Below are 20,402 nucleotides of genomic sequence, written 5' to 3' on the forward strand. Positions count from 1 at the left end.
AGACGTGAATTGAGTTCTTGGAACTTGTATTGTCTTATAGGAATAAAGGAACAACTCAGGACAGTTCTGGTGCAGGGACTTTCCACCTTGTTGCTGAGTCGCGCAGCAGCTCGACAGTGCTAAGGCTGAGTTCAATATGGTGGGCGTGGTTCTCTCGGTTGAGCGCCTCAATGTCGCCCGGAGCGCGGACCTCGTCTCCCGAGGCGCGAACCCTATTTCGGAGTTGGGTCAAGCGATCCCGAGTGTGCCTTGTCCCGCCGAAGAATTCCGGGTTAATGGCCAGAAGTGTGTGACCCACATTCATTTTCGAACCCGGATCCACCCAGATGTCGACAGTCTCGTGTGCATATGAGGCTTGGCTTAGAGCTGCAGAGAGGCCCTCAAGGGCAATCGATAGACCTGAACCTTTGTGACCGCCGAATGCAGTGAGTGCACCGTCGAGCGCCTGTTGCGGGTTAGTGGTCGGAACTCCCTCGGCATCTACCGCCCATCCTTCAGGCAGGGCCTCGTTCGAGTTCCGGGCGGAAACTACTTTGCCGTAAGCGCCAGTGCTGGTAGCCATATCCATTGTCATGCTCTGACCATCTGTAGTGGGCAGCCCGATTGAGAGGGGGTTTGTGCCTAGCACCTTGCCTGATCCGCCGAACGGAGCGACTGCGGGCCCCGTGGTGGAACTAGCCACCGCTATGAACCCGTGCTCAGCGAGCTTCTCTACCCAATAAGCTCCTGCGCCAAAATGGACGCTGTTCTGGACTGCGACCACTGTGCATGCGCTTCTTGAGAGTTCATCAATACTGAAGCGCACTGCCTCCCTCATCGCCACCTGGCCGAATGCTCCATCAGCGTCGAGTAGACCCCCGCCTGGTGACTGGCGAAGCCATGTCATCTGGGGAGCGGTATTGATGCCTCCTTCTGCAGCCGCTTCGGCGTAGAGAGGAAGCCGCAGAAGCCCATGAGACGCAATGCCGCTTCTGTCTGCAAAAACTAGGTTCTGTGCCGTAATGCTTGCATCTTCTTCCCGGGCACCCACTGCCTCGAGAAGGCGCCGGGCAAATCCTTCGGCCTCTCCGACTCCGACCTGCTGCTTATTGTGCCCTGGACTCTTAGTCATACTGCCTCTTCGTTGTGGTGTTCTGAAGTGCTGGAGAAATCGTCTCCGACCCCCCCCCGTTGCCGATCTGGCCGGGCTCTGATGCAGTGAGAATGTGCGAACGTACGGTTGCGAGGCTGGAGAAGGTGTCTCCCCCTCGTAGTCCTGCGGAGAACCTGTCCAACGCGGCGAACAGATGGGCCCGCATCGCTTCCTCAGCTGCGTGTGGGTCTGCCCTTCTTATGGCTTCGGCGATCGCCCTGTGTTCCTCGATGGTGTGCGCCCCGTTCAAGTCCGCCGGGTAGAGACGAAAAAGATGCAGGTGTGCGTGCAACTGACGAAAAGCATCATGGAGGAAGGAGTTGCCTACAGCATTGAAAATCATGTCGTGGAAGGCAACATCATGGGAAGCCAACGCGTAACCCTCGTTTCTGAGCTCCCCTAGCGCAACGAAACGATCGATTTCTGTCAGCATTTCGCGGCCTGGATTCGTGGCTCGGTCGTGCGCTACTGAACGGGCTGACCAGGGTTCCATCAGGAGGCGGACCTCGATGAGGTCTCTAAGCTCTCTCTCGCCTAGTAAGGGAGTCGTCCAGAGCCCGCGTGGTTTCTTGCCCACCACCAACTTGTCTCCCTCAAGACGTTGCAGCGCTTCACGTACTGGAGTTTGTGAAACGCCAAGCTCGCGAGCCAGTTTGTCGATGTTGAGCTTGGTGTCCGGTGGTATTGCTTTGGAAAGGATCATTGCCTTGATCCGATCGTACGGAGGCTGGGCCCCCTTTCGATCGCTCTCGAACCGACTTTCCGTTCCTGAAGGCTCTACGAAGGGAATCTGGTGGCCATCGCTTTCTTCCATATACGAGGTGTGCTTCATGGCCTGTTTCCTGCGTCCTCTAAACGGGCGATATCGCGGGATAACGTGCGGATACCATAAGTCCACTTCGGAAGTTCTTCTGTCCTTCCGACCTGATTGATGAGCGCTCCGAGGCTATTATTAGCGATCGTGACAACGTCACCGATCTTGTGAGTGAAGCCTTCCCCGGGCACGTCCCTGTCCTGAGTCGGGGCGAACAGTGTTCCCGTGAATAGTGCGAATCCGTCGGGGTACTGGTGGTGATCTCCGCGGGTAGCAATGACTAGGTCCTCGAAAGTACGGCTAAGTGCCGAGACTGCGTTCATCCCCCGGAGCGTATAACCCTCTGAGCCCTCAACCGTGAGGGATATCTCCAGCTTACGTGCGTCCTCAAGGCTGAAACTACTATCGATGAGCCGGATAAACGGCCCAATAGCAGTAGAGCGGTTGTTGTCCTTGGCCATCCCTAGGAGGAGGGCGCTTCGGCCCTCCACGTCACGTAGATTTACATCGTTGCCCAGGGTGGCCCCCACGATGCGGCCGTGCGAGTCGACGATGAGCACGAGTTCGGGTTCCGGGTTGTTCCACGATGAGAAGGCAGGGATGCCGATGGGGCTGCCACTGCCCACAGCTGCTAGAACCGGGGCTTTGGTGAAGACCTCGGGGTCGGGACCGAGCCCTACCTCCAGGTATTGAGACCACCAGCCGCGTTCCATAAGCGCTTGCTTGACGGTTTCGGCCTCTTTTTCCCCCGGTGCGATAGTGGCCAGGTCGACACCGATTTCGTCTTGCATCTGCTTTCGAACTTTGGCTGCAGCACTCGGGTCTCCACCGCTGCGTTCCTCGATCACGCGTTCGATCATGGAACCGACGAATGTCACCCCGCAGGCCTTGATGACTTGGGCATCTAAAGGCGCGAGAAGCTGCGGCACACCTGCACGTTCTTGACTCTCCAAGTAGATGTCTTCGAGATCCCATGTGCTGCGTCCTTGCCGCAATTGCAGAAGCTGCTCAGGCAGGTCCTGCATCTCGAGCAGATCTGCAGTGGTGGGAGCTACGACAGACGCGTCCCATATCTTGCGGTCAGCGTAGAGCACAGGCACTGGAAGTCCCCGGGACGGATCCCAAACCCGTCCTATGTAGACCCCAGAAACGTCTTCAGGAAGCACATCGATGATGGTGTGGTTCATAATCATCAAGTGCTACCTCAGCGCTTCCAGTCGCCATCGACTCGGCGACGTAAACCGAGTGGATTGTCATCCTGAAGAGGGGCGGGAAGGTCAGCGTCAGTGAAGTCTTGATACGCTACGGCCCTGAGGAAGCGTGAGACGGCCGCCGTTCCGACCGATGTGCCCAAGGCTGTGGTTGCTGGGTAAGGCCCACCGTGGTGTTGGGCGTAAGTAACAGTGACTCCGGTGGGCCACCCGTTCTTCAGTAGTCGACCGCACCGCTGGGCCAAGGAAGTCATGAGATGCTCGATGTTTTCTTCATGCTCGGCATGGACAGTTCCTGTCAGCTGACCCGGTAGATGACCCAGTACGCGCAGGAGTTCTTCAGAATTCTCGTAGCTGATGACCACGGCTGCAGGTCCGAACATCTCAGTGTGTAGGACCTCGGCGTCCGGGCCCAGTTCTCCCGCTTGCGCATAGAAGACACTAGGGGCAGGCGGATCCGAGCTTTCGCTATCCATCTCTGTGATCCTCGTCACCCCGTCGAGATGGTCGATGTGATGCCGGGCCTCCGCAAAACCCTCGGCAATGCGGTCATTAAGCATCTTTCCAGGAAGTTCCACGCCTTGAAGTGCGTGAGTGATCGCGTTTCTTGCCTGGTCTGCTATTGCACTCGGGACGAACACGAGACCAGGCTTCGTGCAGAACTGACCGATTCCCATGGTCATAGAGCTCACGAAACCCTCAGCGATTTCATCTCCACGGCTGTCCCATGCCTGCTCAGTAACAACCACTGGGTTGATGGATCCAAGTTCGCCGTAAAACGGAATTGGCTCAGGACGGGATGTTGCACGGTCGAACAACGCGCGGCCGCCCGGTACAGATCCGGTGAATCCAATCGCTTTCACCTTGGGGTGCTCCACCATCTCGATTCCGGCTTCACGACCAGTAATTGCTGAGAACATTCCGTGCGGAGCGCCCGCCTCTTGTAGGGCATCGATAACGATCTGAGCCGTTAATTCCCCCAGCTCAACGTGACCTCCATGAATCTTGTGGACTACGGGGCATCCCGCAGCCCACGCCGAGGCCGTATCCCCGCCTGCTACAGAGAACGCAAAGGGAAAGTTCGAGGCGCCGAAGACACCGACTACGCCAAGCGGCACATTGAGTCGACGGATATCGGGCCGAGGGCCCATCCCCCAATCGGGATCATGGTGATCAATCGTGGCATCCAGAAACTCTCCTTGACGAACCTCTTGTGCAAGGAGCTGAAGTTGGAAGACCGTTCGAGTCAGCTCACCATTCAGTCGAGCCTCAGGCAAGTTAGTGTCTTTCTGACCGACCTCCACCAGCCGCTCACGATTGACTTCGAGAGCATTCGCAGCAGCTTCGAGCCAGCCAGCACGCTCGTCGAGGCTGTGGTTCTGCATGACGAGGAACGCCTCATGGGCCTTCGTGATTTTCGTATCGACTGACATAGTTTTCCCCTTTCGCTGGAGGCCACCGGGATTCGAACCGTCTGAATCCTTCACTTCCCAAGCCATGCGACTCGAGAAACGGGGCCTAGACTCCGCTTTCCTATAGCTTCTTTGCAAAACCTATAGTAAATATGAGTGTGTTGCAACTCACGTTCGTAGGTCTGCACGGAGGATAGCGCGGCAAGTCGTAGTCAAACTTCTGTGTCGAGATCTCCAGAAGACCCAGAGGTTTCGATGCATGCTCTGGACTACTCCGGGTTCCCAGAGTGGTCCTCTTACTGAGCGAAGTGTGGGTTCAGCAGCGCGCACACAAGAAGATACTTTGGCGGCCGCAGGAGGAGACTGCTCAGAGGGAAAGGTGAGTCCCGCTAGATACAGGAATGTTCACATCAGACGGTGAAGACGAGAGCTGTCATCCTTGCCAGCTACCCACCGCAGTGACAACCACCGCGTTAACGCGGCAGATCGTGAGGGTCCCATTAGGATACAAACGCAACGGCTTGATCAACGATCATCAGACCCGAGGAATGGCAACACCACCATAGAAGCGGCGCTATTGAGGAGTCACGATTTGACCACCAACGGAGACGTGTCATTCTGGTACACGCAATCTGGCCTCCCCGCCTGTCGGGCAGCTCTTGACGGTGATACTACAAGTGATGTCGCAATTGTGGGTGCCGGTTACACCGGGCTCTGGGCCGCCTACTATCTCAAGAAAGCTCGTCCCGATCTACGAATAGCCATACTGGAAAGTCGCTTCGCCGGTTTCGGCGCATCAGGCCGCAATGGGGGATGGCTAACAAATAGCATCACCGGTGGTCGAGACCAGTACCTGAAGAGCCATGGACGGGACGTGGTTGCTCGGTTCCAGAGGCTGCTGAACCACACCGTAGATGAAGTGATTGCAATTGCAGCTGCTGAAGGAATAGACGCAGGGTTCCACAAAGGCGGCGAGCTCAACGTGGCTCGCAACCCCGCACAACTTGCGAGATTGCGATCCCTGGCGTCCGCCGAAGCCAAGTGGCCGGAATCAGGGGCAACCCTGCTCTCTGCTCAGCAAACCGACGAGCGGGTGGGGATCTCCGGCGTCCTCGGCAGCCTGCACCAACCTCATGCCGCACGAATCCACCCGGCAAAGCTGGTACGCGGACTGGCGAGAACGGTGGAAAAGCTAGGGGTCCGTATCTATGAGGACACCAAAGTCACTGAAATCCGGCCACACTTGGCCACGACAGACAAGGGTGACGTGCAGGCTGCCTATATCCTGCGCGCAACTGAAGGGTTTACTGCAAATCTGAGGGGTTTTCACCGCCAATGGCTACCGATGAATTCTTCCATGATCGTGACGGAACCACTCAGCGACGGCATCTGGGAAGAACTCGGGTGGAGCAACTTAGAGTTGGTAGGCGATATGGCTCATGCGTACATGTATGCGCAAAGGACGACAGACAACCGAATCGCCCTGGGAGGTCGAGGAGTTCCCTATCGCTTCGGATCTGCGATAGATTCCGACGGGAGCACCCATCCCTCGACGATTTTAAAACTCACCGCGCTCTTGCACGATATGTTCCCGGCCACGCGTCAATCCAAAGTTGAGCACGCATGGTCGGGGGTCCTCGGCGTGCCGCGGGACTGGAAAGCTACGGTAGGGCTTGACCGCAGCACCGGTCTCGGTTGGGCTGGTGGATACGTGGGCACCGGTGTCACAGCAACAAACTTGGCCGGCCGAACCTTGAGAGATCTCCTTCTAGGAGCAGATAGCGAGCTCACGGCCATGCCTTGGGTTAACCGTACTGTCCGCAAGTGGGAAATGGAACCGGCTCGATGGATCGCTGTCAGTGCATTATATCGAGCCTATTATGCGGCAGACAGGGCGGAAAACAGTCGACTTAATTCGACTTCTTGGGTTGCCAAAACTGCGGACTTGATTTCCGGACGCACATAATTAGTCACGTAAGCTTACCCAGCAGGGCGACAATTATAAAGAATTAGCACCATACTACTTTCAGTCCTTCGCCGGGCATCGACGAGGGTTCATCAACTCCCGTGATGCTTACACAGCAGCCCGCGAGGCTTTTCAATCAGTATCCGAGGCATGTTGATGCCAACAAAGTAGCGTTTGGACGCTGAAGTAACCAGTGGCCTTAGATGCTGCAAATCACAGTGTCCAGCGAGTCACGGAGGGTGTACGCCGGCATGGCCGGATCGTCGCCGGAGGATCGGCGCTCATCTAATGATGAAATGACATGCGATATAGGTCTGAGAAGTAGCTCAACGAACACCCCAAGTGTAGGTCTGTTTGCGTAGGCTCAAATACATGAACGTCTCAGTACCTACGACACCGTCAATGGCGCGGATTTTTTGCGAGATGACCTCCAGCAGGTGGTCGTCATCCTCGCAGACGACCTCGGCAAGCACGTCGAAGGTTCCAGCGGTTATCACCACATAGTCTACTTCTTCGTAGGCCTCAAGCTCTTCGGCCACAGGCTCGAGAGGCCCCTTCACCTTGATGCCGATCATGGCCTGACGAGGGAACCCTAGCTCAAGCGGGTTCGTCACCGCAACGATCTGCATGACGCCAAGGTCAAGTAGGCGGTGCACCCGTTGCCGCACTGCTGCTTCCGAAAGCCCCACCGCCTTCGCGATAGCGGCGTACGAACGCCGTCCATCTTGTTGGAGTTGCTCGATGATGGATTTAGAGACATCGTCGAGCTCCATCACATCCGTCGCTTTCTTAGCCATGGATGGAGTCTTTCACAGGACGCCGCCAGTCTTTCTTTTCGCCAGTCGGAGCAAGACCCCCAGAGCGATCAGGCTGAATCATACAGTGAGGCTGAGCCACTCTTTCTCCTCGGCCTCCGTCGGCATACCATCCAGAATCTCCGCGGTGCGGCGGGACGGATCGAGAGCCACGGTAGCCAACGTGCGCCACCGGTGCCCCAGGCTCAGACCTGGCTCTGGGAGACAACACAGTTGAGCATCTCCTGGACCAGAACGCAGCATCCCGACCACATCAGACAGCTCATGCAAGTTAGTGGGCGCCTCGGCTCGAGTCTTCAACAGCTCCATCCTCTCGATGGAATCTGGGTTATAGGCTTCACTTCGCTCCCCCTCTGCAGGCTCCGGGCGGAGAAAATGGTTCGTGTGCAGAAGGGGCCCCTCGCTTTGCTCAACAATGAAGACTCCGGCCGGGCTGAGCTCACACATGACGGTCCGGCCCGACTCCACGAGCGTGAGCACGCTGGAAGAGGAAATCTCGGCAGAACCCAACAATTGCTGAGCTTCCTCGACGCTCCGGCACTCACTTAGTACGGCTGCGCAGAGTATGTGAACAGGAACTCCTCCCACCGCGTCTTGTCGGTGGGCAAGGATATTCAAGTGCACTCCCAGCCCTGCCTCGTTGAGGCCAATCTTGGCCAAAATCCCCTGCTCGGTGACCCCCACGTGTTCTAAGCCCGGCCCGCGCACCGTCTGAGTGTGCCAGTACTCGCTCAGCTCATCATGCCAGTCCCAAGTCTGGGCACTGCCCCACCCCTGCCGCAGCGGTGCCGCGACGGTTGAGCATTCCCGAGCTCCCAAGACTCCGGCCCCGGAGAGGATCTCTGTCCGGGCGTTGAGCGCGCTCACCTGCCACTCAGCCATGCCTACCGTCGCGGCGAGGGACTGGATCTGCTCTGCATAACCCGGGTTGAAGGCAGAGACAGCCTCGAGGCTGCTTTCACCGGCTCTCTGCACATCACCAGAAGTGATTCCAAGAGTTTCAAAGAGCTCAGAATAACCTGCGAACGCCAGGGGCAACGACTGGTCCAACAGTCGTCCCCGAGCGGCCCCAAGCGCGATGTGGGAGGAACCCTCGATCTCGAGATGGGCTCTGGCAGAAGCAGTCATAGTGTCTTCCTTCTCGGAGGGCTTGGTTGATCGGACGTTCGTGGCATCAGGTTTCCGCTCCCAGTAGCCGTGAGCGAAGATTACGCTGTGGTTTCCATCCGGGACGGGGCGCGCTGTCAATCAGCAACCGGGTATACGGGTGCTCCGGAGAGTCTAGGACCTGACTAACCGGCCCTGCCTCCACAACGCGGCCATACCGCATGACTAACACCGCGTCAGCGACTTCCCGTACCACGGACAAGTCATGTGTGATGAAGACGTAGGTGAGGCCCCGCTCGTGGCGCAGTCTCTTCAGTAGTTGCAGAACCTGCGCCTGAACCGAGACATCGAGAGCGGAGACCGCCTCATCGAGCACCATGATCGTGGGTTCAGCAGCGAGTGCCCTGGCGATCGCGACACGCTGCTTTTGCCCCCCGGAGAGGGCCGCTGGCAGTGCGTCCGCATGCTGCTCCTCAAGCCCCACGTCGGCGAATAACCGCAACATCTGACTCCGCCGGGCTCGACGGCCCATTTCTGGGAAGTGGGCACGGAGAACCTCATCCACCGCGGCACCCGCAGGTAGACGGCGGTTGAAAGACCCCTGGGGGTCCTGGAACACCATCTGGACCAGTCTCGAGCGGGTTCGGCGGTTCTTTCGCGAGGCGCCGAAGCGAACTTCGTGTCCATTGAGGACTACGGTGCCGGCATCAGGACGTTCCAACCCCACGACGATTCGCGCGAGCGTAGTTTTCCCAGACCCCGATTCTCCTACCACCGCCAGGCACTGCCCGTGCCCAATTGCATAGTTAATATCATCCAGAGCCTGAACGGTCCGACCCCGTCCCATGACGAAGGTGCGGCTTAGTCCCCAGAATTCGACGGCATGCTCTGGCCGGATCTCCGGGGTGGAGAATTCATCTGTCTGACCTTGAGCCATCTTCACGCCTCCTCAGGATGGAGCTTGGGCCGGGCGTTCATCAGCTCCCGCGTGTACTCGTGTTGCGGAGCGTCCCTGATTTCCTCCGGCGTTCCGATTTCCACGAGTTCCCCATAGCGCATCACCGCGAGCCTGTCGCATACCGCGGCCGCTAGGTCGAGGTCGTGACTCACGAATATCATTGACATCTCCGCTTCACGGCGTTTCTCATCCAGAATGGCTGCGACTTCAGCCTGCGTGGTGACGTCGAGAGCCGTCGTAGGCTCATCTGCGAGTAGCAACTTCGGTTGCGCCGAGATTGCTCCCGCGATAACCACACGCTGGAGCATCCCACCGGAAAGCTGATGAGGGTAGGACCGGAGCACCCGTTCGCTCTCCTCGATGCCGACCGAGCGCAGCAGTTCGCTGGACCTCAGGCGCGCCCGAGCTTTCGGCATACTCCGGGCCTCTGACATTCCCTCCATCAGATATTTGCCCACAGGAAGCACAGGATTGAGAACGCTGTGCGGGTTCTGTGCAATCAACGCCAGATCCTCCGCGCGAGTGCGTCTCAGTTCTTCCCCCCTCAGCGCCCGGAGATCCCGGCCTTCCAGTTCGATGCGACCACCTACTGAACTGCCCGGAGGCTCAATGCCGAGGACGCACTGGAGGGTCATGGACTTTCCGGAACCAGACTCACCCACCAACCCCAAGGCCTCTCCGGCGGCCAGGGTGAGCGAGTTTCCCCTGAGTATCTCGCTCACTCGCCCGGTGTCCGGGTCGGTGATGGAAAGCTCGAGGTTGTCAATGGTAAGCATCAGCGGACCCTCCCTGCCGCGCGACGTCCACCGAGACGTTCGCCGATATAGCCAAAGGCGGCAACTGTGACCACAATCGCTAACCCTGCTGCGACACTTTGCTCAGGGTAACCCTGTAGGAGGGAGGATTGCCCGCTGGAGACCATCAGCCCCCAATCGGCGTTTGGCGGCTGTACCCCCAGGCCTAGGAACGACAACGCGGCGAGCTCGATCATGGCATAACCGAAGTTGATAGTCATTCCGGTCAGGATCTGCGGCCAAACGTTGGGCAAAATGTGCCGCACCGTAATGACAAAACCGTAAATTCCCTGCATACGGGCAGCCGCGATGTAGGGCAGGTTCCGCTCACGCAGGGCAACGCTGCGGATGACACGTGCCGAATAGGGTACATAGCCAATAGCCAGTGCCAGTGATGCGGTAAGGAGCGAAGGGCCGAATATCGCGATGGCCAGGATTGCCAGCAGAATGTTCGGGAACGCGAAGAGAACATCCAACACACGCCCCAGAAAGGAGTCCACCCGCCCGCCGTACCACGCAGCCGTAAGCGCGATTGCCGTCGCGAGCACGGCGGTGACCACAATGACAATAAGCGGGCCCAACAGACTACTGCGCGCTCCCCAAATGACGCGAGAGAGCACATCACGCCCGGACTGATCCGTGCCTAGCAAGTGGTTGACTCCCGGTGCCAAGTGACGGTCAGCGACGCTTCCCTCGTAGGGACCATAGGGGGCGATAAGAGGGGCCAGGAGGGTCGTCAGAACGATAACCGCGATTATCGTGACACATACCATTCCCAGGGTCCCAAGCCGCCGGTGGGCGCGTCCAGCAACTACTGAAATGCGCGAGGACGGCTTCACGAGGCTTTGGGGCATTCTAGGCCGCCTTTCCGAGTCGGATCCGAGGATCGATCACCGCGTAGAGTAGATCGACGGCCAGGTTAATCAGGCCGAAGGCCACCACCAGGATCAGGGCAATAGCTTGGACCACCGCGAAGTCCTGCCGATGAACCGCGTCCACAAGCAGCGCTCCAATCCCATCCAGGGTGAAGGCATACTCAATGACGAAGGCGCTGGCAAGTAACGCAGCTAGGTGCGTACCGATGACAGTTGTAACGGGCAGTAGAGAGTTACGCACCGTGTGCCGCCATAGGACAAGCCGGCGGGGCACCCCACGAGCGACAGCCATCAAGACGTGATCAGAGCCTGATTCCTCTCTCACTGACGTCCTGGTGATTCTTGCGACCACCGCCAACGACGGGAGAGAGAGGGCCACCGCGGGAAGCGTGAGGTGGAAGAGCCTACCCCCGAACCCACTCCCCGATCCGGTGACTGGGAACCATCCCAAGGCCCCACCAAAAACGGCCATAAGAAGCAGCGCTGCAAAGAAAGTGGGAACAGCAAAACCCAGGTTAGAGCCGAAGACCACAATCTTCTCGAAAACACCCTCACGAGTGCCGGCGATGACCCCCAGTCCAATGCCGAAGACCACCACCAGCACCCCAGCGTAAAGAGTGAGAAATAGGGTCGTCGGCAGCCGCGCAGCGAGCAGGTTCGATACATCCTGCCGCGTGGTCAGCGATCGTCCGAAATCTCCCTGCACGGCGCTAGTGAGCCAGTTCCAATAACGGGTGAGGAAGGGATCGTCTAGAGAGTACTGCACCCTTATGGACGCCAGCACTTCAGGACTCACGGTACGGCCCTGAACCAAAAAGTTCTCGGGACTTCCTGGTACCAGATACATGCCGCTGAAGACCACGAAGCTAGAAACAACGAACACCAGACACAGCGACCACAGACGGCTGATCACATATCTCACCAGACGCTCCCCTCCTTCCCTTTTCGCACCAGGACTCAGCCCTCGTCAGAGGCGCCCAAATCAGCGGCCCAAGGGTAGTAAAGGTAGACGAACGAAGCCGGGGGTCCGGTCACACCATCGGCGAGGTAAACCCGGGAGGCCAAATCTACAATGTTCATCCACGGCTGTTGCTCCATCACCAGAGCTTCGGCCTCGATCACGAGCTCGGCACGGGCCTCATCATCCTCGGTCGCGTAGGCCTCCTCCAGAAGCGCGTCGATCTCCGGATCGGAGAAGTCTGAATAGTTCTCATATCCCTCGGAATGGGCAATGCTATTCAACTTCCCCAGCGCGTCTGCCGTGCTCAGGTAGTTCATCGTGACGAAGGCGTCGTAGTCCTCACGGGCGGCTGGGTCAGAGAAGAATGCACCGAACTGCGCACTAGGAACACTCACTGGCTCCACTGTAAGGCCGATCTCAGATGCTCCATTGGCAATCACATTGATGATGTCCGCGTAGAAACCCCGTTCGCCCGGATAAGCTATTGTGATCGGTTCTGACAGGTCAGCCTCCGCGTCCTCAAGAATCTCCTGAGCCGCCTCGATGTCGTGGGAAAGGTCGGGCAGTGCATCCTCTCGGGCGCCTGCAATCTCCGGCTCCCATGCTCCTGCGGGAATGAGCGACTCCGACGGCCAAGCTGTTCCCTCAAACACGGTCTCCGCGACAGCTACTCTGTCCGTGGCCCGGGTGAGTGCGCGGCGGACCGCAGGATCGCCAAAAGTTCCCTCCCCGGTGCTGATGATGGCCATGTTCTGCAAACCCTCGCCCAAGAGAAGTTCGCCCTCATCAGCTCCCTGCAACTGGGAGATCGTGCTCAAAGGCACGTCGAAACCGCCGTGGACCTCCCCGGTCGCCAGTGAATTGCTGATGGCCGCGGCGTCCACAGTGAAGTTAATTTCCACTTCTGGGGTAAGGGCCCGGGCGTCCTCCCTCCAGTAATCTTCGTAGCTCTCCAAGAGGATCGAGCTGCCCTGATTCCATTCCGAAACTTGGTAGGGACCGCTACACATCACCCCTTCACTAGGATTGCCGTAGTCCTCTCCGGCCGCCTCTCGGTGCTCTTCCTGGACCACCACCCCCACGATGGTTGCAAGCTCATTGGTGAAGACCACGTTGGGCTCGTGAAGCTCAATAGTCACTTCCCATTCGTCGGTCTGCTCGACAGAAGCAATATTCTCGGTCGTGTTGGAGGCCCAATAGCTGCCTTCCTCTGGGTCCAAGTGCCTGTTGATGCTAAAGACGACGTCATCGGGTGTCATAGGCGTTCCGTCCCAGAACGTCACGTCGTCCCGGATCTCAAGCACATAAGTGCGGTCCCCTTCGACCGTGACCGACGACGCGAGATGGGGCTCAACGCTGAAGTCTGGTTGCAATTGCATCAGACTTTCACACAGATTGGATACAACCGTGTTCTCGGGGTAATTGAAAGCCAGAATGGGATCTAGACTGGCGTGCTCTCCGTAGGGAGAGTTCCATACTGCTCGCTCGAGCCCCTCGCTGCCTGGTTCGGTCGTGGTCAGGAGGTCCTCGACCTCCGCCGCCCCAGATTGCTCGTCGTTGTTGGTTCCGCCAGGATCACGATCGCCACAGGCGGCTAGCAACAAAACAGCCGCTGTTAGAGCGGAAATTTTGGCCTTCTTCATTTGTTTCCCCTTTCACGGTGTATCAAGTGATTACCCTAAACCTCTCACTGAAGAGGAATGTTTTTGGAAATGCTCACGCACATTGGTGCTGCAAGCATTCATCTAAATTTCGATATCCCTGTGTTCCGCTCGCCCGACACTTATGAGTCGAACCCCAATCCCAGCCGGTCCATAGTGCGAAGCCAAAGGTTCTTTTTACCCGACTTGTCTTCACGTGCCCGCGCCCAAGTGGTGACCAGGATCCCGAACCATGCGAAGGGCTCCGGCGGAAACGGCAGTGGACGCTTCCGCACCATTTCCAGCAGCGTGCGCTCCGTCTCGACTCCCTCCAAGCGGTCTAGCATGACCTCCGCGGCGAAGCGCGACGCCCCCACCCCCAGTCCGGTAAACCCGGTTGCGTAGACCGTCCGACCACCGTGAGCCTTCCCAAAGAGTGCGCAGAATTGCGAGGAGGTGTCTATCACCCCGGACCATCTGTGTGTGAACCGTACGCCTTCTAACTGAGGAAACGTTTCCGCGAAGTGATTAGCGAGCTTCCGAAACGTCTCGGGCCTGTCGAAATGTTTCGTTTTTATGGACCGACCGAAATGGTAAATTACGTCATAACCGCCCCAAAGAATCCTGCGGTCTGGGGTAATGCGGTAATAGTGAAACTGATTACCAGCGTCGGCCACTCCGATCGCTGGATCCCACCGAATGGCCGCAAGCTGCTCATCGGTCAGGGGTTCGGTGGCGAGCACGTAGTCATAGACCGGGACCGTCTCCCACCGTGATCGAAGGTGTTTCAGGGACTTACCCAGCGGGTTCGGAAAGGCATTGGTGGCCAGCACGGCACGGTCCGCCGTCACTGTTGCCATCCCCTGCGGAGTCTCAAAATGCGCCTTGACTCCGTCACCAGAGCCACGTTTAAGGGCTTGCAGCGCGTCAAGTCGGCTATGTTCAGCGATCGTCACCCCCAGCGACTCAGCAACGTCAGCTAGGCCCCAAGCCAACCGGGCGGGATCGACGACGGCGCACTCTTCAGGGGCGTAACGGCCTGCCAAGTACGTGGGAGAGTCGACGTATTCGCGGACCGCGGCCGCGTCGAGGAACCCCGGCTCCCCCGGCTCGAAGGCCTCCACCTCATGGGAACGAGTGGCCACGCTGAGGATCCCTCCACGCAGGAAACCGCAATCTATCCCGTAGCGCGTGATCGTGTCTTGAATCTCATCGAGATTCTTCAACCCCAGTTGCTCAAGCTTTTCGTATTCCTCCGGCCAGCGGTTGCGGCCATTCTCCTCCCCATGCGTCAGACTTGCCTCACAGAATCCGCCGTTGCGGCCCGTCGCGTGTTCTGCAATGCGGTCAGCTTCCACTAACAACACCCTGGTCCCAGGCGCTCGTTCCACTGCCCGCAAAGCCGTCCACAGTCCGGTGAAACCGCCGCCTACAACCAGCAAGTCGGCATGCGTCATGTCTTCTGCAGAATCACGGGGAACTGGGCGCTCTTCGGAATCCAGCCAAAGAGGGGTCAGTTGAGAATCCTTTAACGCCTCGCTCGCCCAGTTCGTCGTGCTCGTCGTCATAACTAGTCCGCCCTACTCGCCAGTCCCGATAAAGCTCATCACATGCTTAACTCGGGTGTAGTCCTCAAGTCCGTACATAGAGAGATCCTTGCCGTACCCGGAGTGTTTGAAGCCTCCGTGCGGCATCTCAGATAGGTAAGGAATGTGCGTATTGATCCACACACATCCGAAGTCCAGCTGCTTGGAAGCCCGCATCGCCCGGCCATGGTCACTAGTCCACACGCTGGAGGCCAAGCCGTACTGAACACCATTAGCCATAGTGAGCGCCTCATCCTCTGTGGTGAAACTTTGCATCGTGATGACCGGGCCGAAGACCTCCTCTTGGATGAGTTCGTCCCCTTGCTTAAGTCCCGCGAGCACGGTAGGGGCATAGAAGTAGCCAGACTCACCCACTCGGTGACCACCAGTGATTAACTGCACGTGCGCCGGCCTGGAACTCACCTTAGCTGCGACCTTCTCCAGCTGATCCGCATTGTTGAGCGGGCAGACAGCGGCATCATTGTCATCAGGACCGCCAACTGATGTGTTCTCCGCCTGCTCTTTGAGCGCGGCAAGGAACTCATCGTGAATGGATTCATGAACTATCACCCGGGTCGCAGCGGTGCAGTCCTGACCGGCATTGAAAAAGCCGGCGGCGGCGATCCCCTCCGCTGCAGAGGGGATATCGGCGTCCTCGTATACGATGACGGGCGCCTTGCCACCAAGCTCGAGGTGGACCTTCTTCAGATCCTTTGATGCGGCCTCGGCCACTTGCATTCCGGCGCGGACCGAGCCAGTAATGGATACCATGGCAGGGGTCTCGTGCGAGACCAGTGCCCGGCCGGTGTCGCGATCGCCACAAACGACATTAAAGACGCCAGGCGGGAGGATCTGAGAGCAAAGCTCCGCAAAGAGAGACGAGCTTGCAGGGGTAGTATCGCTAGGTTTCAGGACAATCGTGTTCCCCGCCGCCAGCGCGGGGGCGACCTTCCATATCAACATGGGCAGTGGGTAGTTCCACGGGGTGACCTGCCCCACGACACCGATCGGTTCGCGCCGCACGAAAGATGTGTGATCCTGCATATACTCTCCGGCAGACTTCCCTTCGAGGATCCGGCCAGCGCCGGCGAAGAACCGGAAGTGATCGATGTTGACCGGCATCTCCTCCGAGGCCGTTAGGTGCCTAGGTTTGCCCGTATCTTGGCACTCCGCATCGACAAATTCATCGAAGCGAGCTTCCAGTGCGTCCGCAATCTTTAGCAAAGCCTCGCCGCGCTCCTTGGGGGTGGTGTGCTTCCAGGACTCGAAAGCCTTTCTAGCCGCTGCATATGCACTGTCGATGTCTTCTTCACCAGATAGCGGAGCCTGCGCATAGACCTCTCCGGTGTGGGGTGCGAAGACGTCATAAGTCGCGCCTGTTGCGGCGGAAACCTTCACTCCGTCAATAACGTTGAAGAACTGCACATGTGCCATCATTGGCTCGCTTCCCGTTGTGTGCTTTGTCCGGACCGGGCACAAAGCGTGGCCCAGCTCACTTTTCTTTCACCCTACACAAGAGGTCCGGATTACTCTATATATTCGCGTGTTACGTACTGATTTCGTAGCATGCTTTTATCTTGACGAGTGATTCTCTTGAATTTAATAGGTTTTGGGTGCACGATGGTTTAGTGACTTATAGCGCTTTGCCTCCACAACAGACCTCCCGTTTGCAAGCGGCTGCCAAAAAGCACCTCTGGATGCACTTCACCCAGCACGAGGCGCACGCGGAGAAGGATGTGCCGATCATGGTCCGCGGCAGGGGCGTCCACCTGTGGGATGCGCAGGGTAAGCGCTACATCGACGGTTTAGCAGGTCTCTTCACGTCGCAACTGGGACACGGCCGACACGAACTGGCTGAGACTGCAGCAACTCAAATGTCGCAACTGGAGTTCATGCCACTATGGTCGTACGCCCACCCACCAGCCATCGAACTTGCCCAACGGCTCGCGTCTGATGCGCCTGGAGACCTCAACCGCGTGTTTTTCACAAACAGTGGCAGCGAGTCAGTGGAAACGGCGTGGAAGCTAGCTAAGCAGTACTACAAGCTCACCGGAAAGCCCAGCAAGCACAAAGTCATCAGTCGCGCAACGGCATACCACGGCACCACTCAGGGGGCCCTATCCATTACCGGAATCGCCGACCTGAAACAGAACTTCGAACCACTGGTGCCCAGCACGTTTCACGTAAGCAACGCCAACGCCTACCGCGCTCCAGAACTCACAGCAGGGGCTCTTGAAGTCACGGACCGCGAGAGCCTCGAGCGTTTTGGCCGCTGGGCCGCGGATCAGATCGCCTTGACCATCGAAGCACAAGGTCCCGAAACCGTGGCCGCCGTCTTCCTAGAACCGGTCCAGAACGCTGGTGGTTGCTTCCCTCCCCCGCCCGGCTACTTTGAGCGGGTACGGGACATCTGCGATGAATACGACGTCCTGCTCGTCTCCGATGAGGTGATTTGCGCCTTCGGGCGCCTGGGCCACATGTTCGGCGCCGAGCACTTCGATTATCAACCGGACATAATTACCACCGCCAAAGGAATCACCTCTGGTTATGCACCGCTAGGTGCTGTTATAGCCTCCGACAAGCTCATGGAACCGTTCCTGAAGCCCGGTGAAATGTTCGGTCACGGCTACACTTTCGGCGGGCATCCAGTCTCCACCGCCGTGGCACTTAAGAATCTCCAGCTCTTCGACGAGGAGAAGATCCTGGAGCACGTCCGCAGTAACGCCGGAAGCTTCCGCGGCACCTTAGAAAAGCTGCTCAACCTTCCAATCGTTGGTGACGTCCGCGGTGAAGGATTCTTCTACGGGATCGAGCTTGTCAAGGACAAAGTCACCCGAGAGAGTTTCAACGCCGAGGAATCGAACCGCATTCTCTACAAATTCATCTCAAAGAAGCTCTTCGAAGAAGGGCTGTACTGTCGCGCTGATGATCGCGGAGACCCAGTGATTCAGCTCAGCCCCCCGCTTATCGCCGGGCAGTCTGACTTTGAAGGGATCGAACAGATACTCCGCGGCGTGCTCACCGAAGCCTGGACTCTTATCTGAGGTATGATCCGCCAAAGTCGACGGGCTCCCCATCGCGGTGACGACCCGGGCTCTGCAGCTCTCTATTTAGCGATAACTATCGGGAGCTGGATGCGCTATTCGATTCTCACCGCCATGATCCTGAATACGGCTACCGATTCTTCCTCGTTGAGGCCCGTGATGCCCGCCAGTCCACGACAGATCACACGGCATCGCGAATCTTTCGCAAAGTTAGTTAGCCCGGCACGCCTGTCCACAATGACCGGGTCATGCGCGATTGCGCCGCCGATGGCCTCAATCAGCTCTGGCTCAGCGACATCACAGAGCCCAAGGCCGCGGAGGGAAAGCTCTACCTCTACGCCATCCAGGACGTCTCCTCAAACCGGTTCCTAGAGTATTCGGTCAGTGACCGGATGAAGGCGCACACGCAAGCTGGTGCGCGCTCTGGGCCGGCATGACCTCCCCGGATCGATGGGCAGAGTCGGTGCCGCCAGTAACGGTGCGGCAATGAAATGCTTTCTCTCGTCGCTTCGGCAATGCGTCCTGGATCGCCGTTAATGATCCTCACGAGAACAGCTGCTGATCGCGATCGTAACCTGGTTCGACCGCACCTACCACCGTCGACGCAGTCAGAAACTGCTCTATGGACTGACCCCCTTAGAGGACGAAGCAATGATGAAGACCTGCGTTGCTCTCGCGGCGTGACGACAACTGTCAACTACTCGCGCGGCAGACCCACGATCATGAGCTGACCTCCTGCATGTCCAGGGTAGGTGCCGAGCGGCGGAAGCCTCTAGTCAGTACGATCAACCAGAGAAGACCTATGGCAACCCATCCGAAGCCCACCATGAAGGTCTCTGCAGTGAGTGAGGTCCATAGCCAGAGGCAGAGCCCCACCCCGAGAAGCGGAAGCATCACATACTTAACCGCGTCGTACCCGACGTACCGCTTCTGATCGATCGCGTAGTGCTTGAGGACGCTCAAGTTCACGAAGCTGAACGCAATCAGTGCTCCGAAACTGATCATTGAAGAAGCCAACCCCAGCGGGAACACCAGCGCCAGAAGCGAGACCCCTCCTACGATCAGCGCCGCCACATACGGCGTCCGGAACCGCTTGTGGAGCACACCGAAGATCTTTCGAGGCAGCACACCGTCGCGCCCCATGGAGAAAAGTATTCGCGAAACTGAAACTTGGGAGGCGATTGCCGAAGCGATACAACCCGACACATACGCAGCTGTGAAGAATGCTGCCAAGAAGGCGCCACCGGCCTGAGTCATCACATCAACAGCCGCTGTATCGGGATCAGTAAAGCTTTCGTAATTGGGGAAGACCATGTGGCCAACCCAGGAGAGGAAGACAAACAACGCGCCCGCCGTCAGTGTGCAGATCACAATTGCCCGCGGAATGGTCGTGCGCGGGTTCTGAGTCTCCTCTGACAGGGTCGAGACCGCGTCGAATCCGAGGAACGAAAGGCAGAGGATCGCTGCCCCGGCTGCAATAGCTGTAAATTGGAAGTCAGCGTTCATGAACGGCTCGAACGGACTGATGGTCTCGGCGTAACCACTAAATGTCACGAAGCTCATCAAAGCGAAGACCACAATGAAGACCACCTGTATGCCAACCAACACACTGTTCATACTGGCAGCGACCTTGATGCCAAGAATGTTCATTGCGGTGACTAAAACAATGGCAGCGACAATGATGGCCCAGACGGGAAGATCAGGCATCGCGGCGTTCAAATATAGACCAATAACCATGAAGTTGATCATGGGAAGGAACAGATAATCGAGCAGCAGGGCCCAACCAGCCGCAAAGCCGATCCCTGAGCCGAAGGACTGTTGTGTGTAGGTGTATGCCGAACCCGCGATGGGGAACGCCTTCACCATATTGGCATACGCTAGCGCCGTGACGATCATCGCCGCGAGCGTGAACAGATAAGCCATAGGCAGATGACCGGCTGTGACCTGAGTGACGATGCCGTAGGTAGTGAATACTGTCAGCGGCACCATATATGCGAGACCGAAAAATACCGCTGCAGGGAGCCCTAGGGTGCGCTTGAGGCCTGCGGGGGCCCGGGTAGGCGTTTGAATGGAGGTCAAGGGGGTCT

The 20,402-nt window shown here is 58.0% G+C and carries 17 protein-coding genes; 3 read left to right on the forward strand and 14 right to left on the reverse strand.

What is annotated here, in order from left to right; genetic code table 11:
• Window positions 1-55 precede the first annotated feature (55 nt).
• Genes D3250_RS00495 through D3250_RS00510 form a run of 4 tightly spaced genes read right to left on the reverse strand, consistent with a single transcriptional unit; the run spans window position 56 to window position 4,590 of the window.
• Window positions 56-1,111 carry an Ldh family oxidoreductase gene (locus D3250_RS00495; protein WP_119901424.1) on the reverse strand — a complete coding sequence of 352 codons (1,056 nt, stop codon included), beginning with the start codon at window positions 1,109-1,111 and terminating at the stop codon, window positions 56-58.
• Window positions 1,104-1,964, reverse strand: coding sequence for a GntR family transcriptional regulator (locus D3250_RS00500; protein WP_438830118.1), 861 nt, complete (start codon window positions 1,962-1,964; stop codon window positions 1,104-1,106). Before D3250_RS00500 ends, D3250_RS00495 begins: the two co-directional genes overlap by 8 nt.
• Window positions 1,961-3,133 carry a fumarylacetoacetate hydrolase family protein gene (locus tag D3250_RS00505; protein WP_119902203.1) on the reverse strand — a complete coding sequence of 391 codons (1,173 nt, stop codon included), beginning with the start codon at window positions 3,131-3,133 and terminating at the stop codon, window positions 1,961-1,963. The genes D3250_RS00500 and D3250_RS00505 overlap by 4 nt, the downstream gene beginning before the upstream one ends.
• A gap of 17 nt (window positions 3,134-3,150) precedes the next feature.
• Window positions 3,151-4,590: an aldehyde dehydrogenase (NADP(+)) gene (locus D3250_RS00510; protein ID WP_119902204.1), complete on the reverse strand. Its 1,440-nt coding sequence runs from the start codon at window positions 4,588-4,590 to the stop codon at window positions 3,151-3,153.
• 571 nt (window positions 4,591-5,161) lie between these two features.
• Between D3250_RS00510 and D3250_RS00515 the strand changes: the two genes are divergently transcribed.
• A complete protein-coding gene (locus tag D3250_RS00515; protein ID WP_119901425.1) occupies window positions 5,162-6,535 on the forward strand; it encodes an NAD(P)/FAD-dependent oxidoreductase in 1,374 nt (457 codons plus the stop codon).
• 326 nt (window positions 6,536-6,861) lie between these two features.
• On the opposite strand, the gene D3250_RS00520 is transcribed toward D3250_RS00515, so the two are convergent.
• The 9 genes from D3250_RS00520 to D3250_RS00560 form a co-directional block, all read right to left on the reverse strand.
• Window positions 6,862-7,332 (reverse strand): Lrp/AsnC family transcriptional regulator, encoded by a 471-nt coding sequence (locus D3250_RS00520; RefSeq protein WP_119901426.1) that lies wholly within the window; start codon window positions 7,330-7,332, stop codon window positions 6,862-6,864.
• Window positions 7,333-7,410: 78 nt separating this feature from the next.
• Entirely contained in the window at window positions 7,411-8,478 is a 1,068-nt protein-coding gene (locus D3250_RS00525) for a C45 family autoproteolytic acyltransferase/hydrolase (RefSeq protein ID WP_119901427.1), read from the reverse strand.
• A 46-nt stretch (window positions 8,479-8,524) separates the two neighbouring features.
• Entirely contained in the window at window positions 8,525-9,394 is an 870-nt protein-coding gene (locus D3250_RS00530) for an ABC transporter ATP-binding protein (RefSeq protein ID WP_119901428.1), read from the reverse strand.
• A 2-nt stretch (window positions 9,395-9,396) separates the two neighbouring features.
• Window positions 9,397-10,191 carry an ABC transporter ATP-binding protein gene (locus D3250_RS00535; protein ID WP_119901429.1) on the reverse strand — a complete coding sequence of 265 codons (795 nt, stop codon included), beginning with the start codon at window positions 10,189-10,191 and terminating at the stop codon, window positions 9,397-9,399.
• Entirely contained in the window at window positions 10,191-11,063 is an 873-nt protein-coding gene (locus D3250_RS00540) for an ABC transporter permease (protein ID WP_119901430.1), read from the reverse strand. Before D3250_RS00540 ends, D3250_RS00535 begins: the two co-directional genes overlap by 1 nt.
• Window position 11,064: 1 nt before the next feature.
• Complete coding sequence (locus tag D3250_RS00545; RefSeq protein WP_119901431.1) at window positions 11,065-12,006, reverse strand: ABC transporter permease; 942 nt, start codon at window positions 12,004-12,006, stop codon at window positions 11,065-11,067.
• Between the two features lie 35 nt (window positions 12,007-12,041).
• Window positions 12,042-13,424, reverse strand: a complete 1,383-nt coding sequence (locus D3250_RS00550; RefSeq protein ID WP_225973061.1) for an ABC transporter substrate-binding protein — start codon at window positions 13,422-13,424, stop codon at window positions 12,042-12,044.
• Window positions 13,425-13,828: 404 nt separating this feature from the next.
• Window positions 13,829-15,142, reverse strand: coding sequence for an NAD(P)/FAD-dependent oxidoreductase (locus D3250_RS00555; RefSeq protein WP_225973062.1), 1,314 nt, complete (start codon window positions 15,140-15,142; stop codon window positions 13,829-13,831).
• A gap of 123 nt (window positions 15,143-15,265) precedes the next feature.
• On the reverse strand, window positions 15,266-16,705 hold the full coding sequence (locus D3250_RS00560; protein WP_119902205.1) for a gamma-aminobutyraldehyde dehydrogenase: 1,440 nt from the start codon (window positions 16,703-16,705) through the stop codon (window positions 15,266-15,268).
• A 194-nt stretch (window positions 16,706-16,899) separates the two neighbouring features.
• On the opposite strand from D3250_RS00560, the gene D3250_RS00565 reads away from it, so the two are divergent.
• Together D3250_RS00565 and D3250_RS00570 are read left to right on the forward strand one after the other, a co-directional pair.
• Window positions 16,900-18,315: an aspartate aminotransferase family protein gene (locus D3250_RS00565; RefSeq protein WP_225973063.1), complete on the forward strand. Its 1,416-nt coding sequence runs from the start codon at window positions 16,900-16,902 to the stop codon at window positions 18,313-18,315.
• Between the two features lie 248 nt (window positions 18,316-18,563).
• On the forward strand, window positions 18,564-18,752 hold the full coding sequence (locus D3250_RS00570) for a hypothetical protein (RefSeq protein WP_119901435.1): 189 nt from the start codon (window positions 18,564-18,566) through the stop codon (window positions 18,750-18,752).
• Between the two features lie 283 nt (window positions 18,753-19,035).
• Here the strand turns inward: D3250_RS00570 and D3250_RS00575 are convergent, their stop codons facing one another.
• The gene (locus D3250_RS00575; RefSeq protein ID WP_225973064.1) at window positions 19,036-20,394 is read right to left on the reverse strand and encodes an APC family permease; all 1,359 of its coding nucleotides are present in this window, start codon (window positions 20,392-20,394) and stop codon (window positions 19,036-19,038) included.
• Window positions 20,395-20,402: the final 8 nt, after the last annotated feature.

Source organism: Nesterenkonia natronophila, from assembly GCF_003595215.1.
GTDB lineage: Bacteria > Actinomycetota > Actinomycetes > Actinomycetales > Micrococcaceae > Nesterenkonia > Nesterenkonia natronophila.

Excerpts from the sequence above, each read along its gene's own strand:
- D3250_RS00495 (WP_119901424.1), bottom strand. The coding sequence starts at position 1,111 with ATGACTAAGAGTCCAGGGCACAATAAGCAGCAGGTCGGAGTCGGAGAG.
- D3250_RS00500 (WP_438830118.1), bottom strand. The coding sequence starts at position 1,964 with ATGAAGCACACCTCGTATATGGAAGAAAGCGATGGCCACCAGATTCCC.
- D3250_RS00505 (WP_119902203.1), bottom strand. The coding sequence starts at position 3,133 with ATGAACCACACCATCATCGATGTGCTTCCTGAAGACGTTTCTGGGGTC.
- D3250_RS00510 (WP_119902204.1), bottom strand. The coding sequence starts at position 4,590 with ATGTCAGTCGATACGAAAATCACGAAGGCCCATGAGGCGTTCCTCGTC.
- D3250_RS00520 (WP_119901426.1), bottom strand. The coding sequence starts at position 7,332 with ATGGCTAAGAAAGCGACGGATGTGATGGAGCTCGACGATGTCTCTAAA.
- D3250_RS00525 (WP_119901427.1), bottom strand. The coding sequence starts at position 8,478 with ATGACTGCTTCTGCCAGAGCCCATCTCGAGATCGAGGGTTCCTCCCAC.
- D3250_RS00530 (WP_119901428.1), bottom strand. The coding sequence starts at position 9,394 with ATGGCTCAAGGTCAGACAGATGAATTCTCCACCCCGGAGATCCGGCCA.
- D3250_RS00535 (WP_119901429.1), bottom strand. The coding sequence starts at position 10,191 with ATGCTTACCATTGACAACCTCGAGCTTTCCATCACCGACCCGGACACC.
- D3250_RS00540 (WP_119901430.1), bottom strand. The coding sequence starts at position 11,063 with ATGCCCCAAAGCCTCGTGAAGCCGTCCTCGCGCATTTCAGTAGTTGCT.
- D3250_RS00550 (WP_225973061.1), bottom strand. The coding sequence starts at position 13,424 with ATGCAATTGCAACCAGACTTCAGCGTTGAGCCCCATCTCGCGTCGTCG.
- D3250_RS00555 (WP_225973062.1), bottom strand. The coding sequence starts at position 15,142 with ATGACGCATGCCGACTTGCTGGTTGTAGGCGGCGGTTTCACCGGACTG.
- D3250_RS00560 (WP_119902205.1), bottom strand. The coding sequence starts at position 16,705 with ATGGCACATGTGCAGTTCTTCAACGTTATTGACGGAGTGAAGGTTTCC.
- D3250_RS00570 (WP_119901435.1), top strand. The coding sequence starts at position 18,564 with ATGCGCGATTGCGCCGCCGATGGCCTCAATCAGCTCTGGCTCAGCGAC.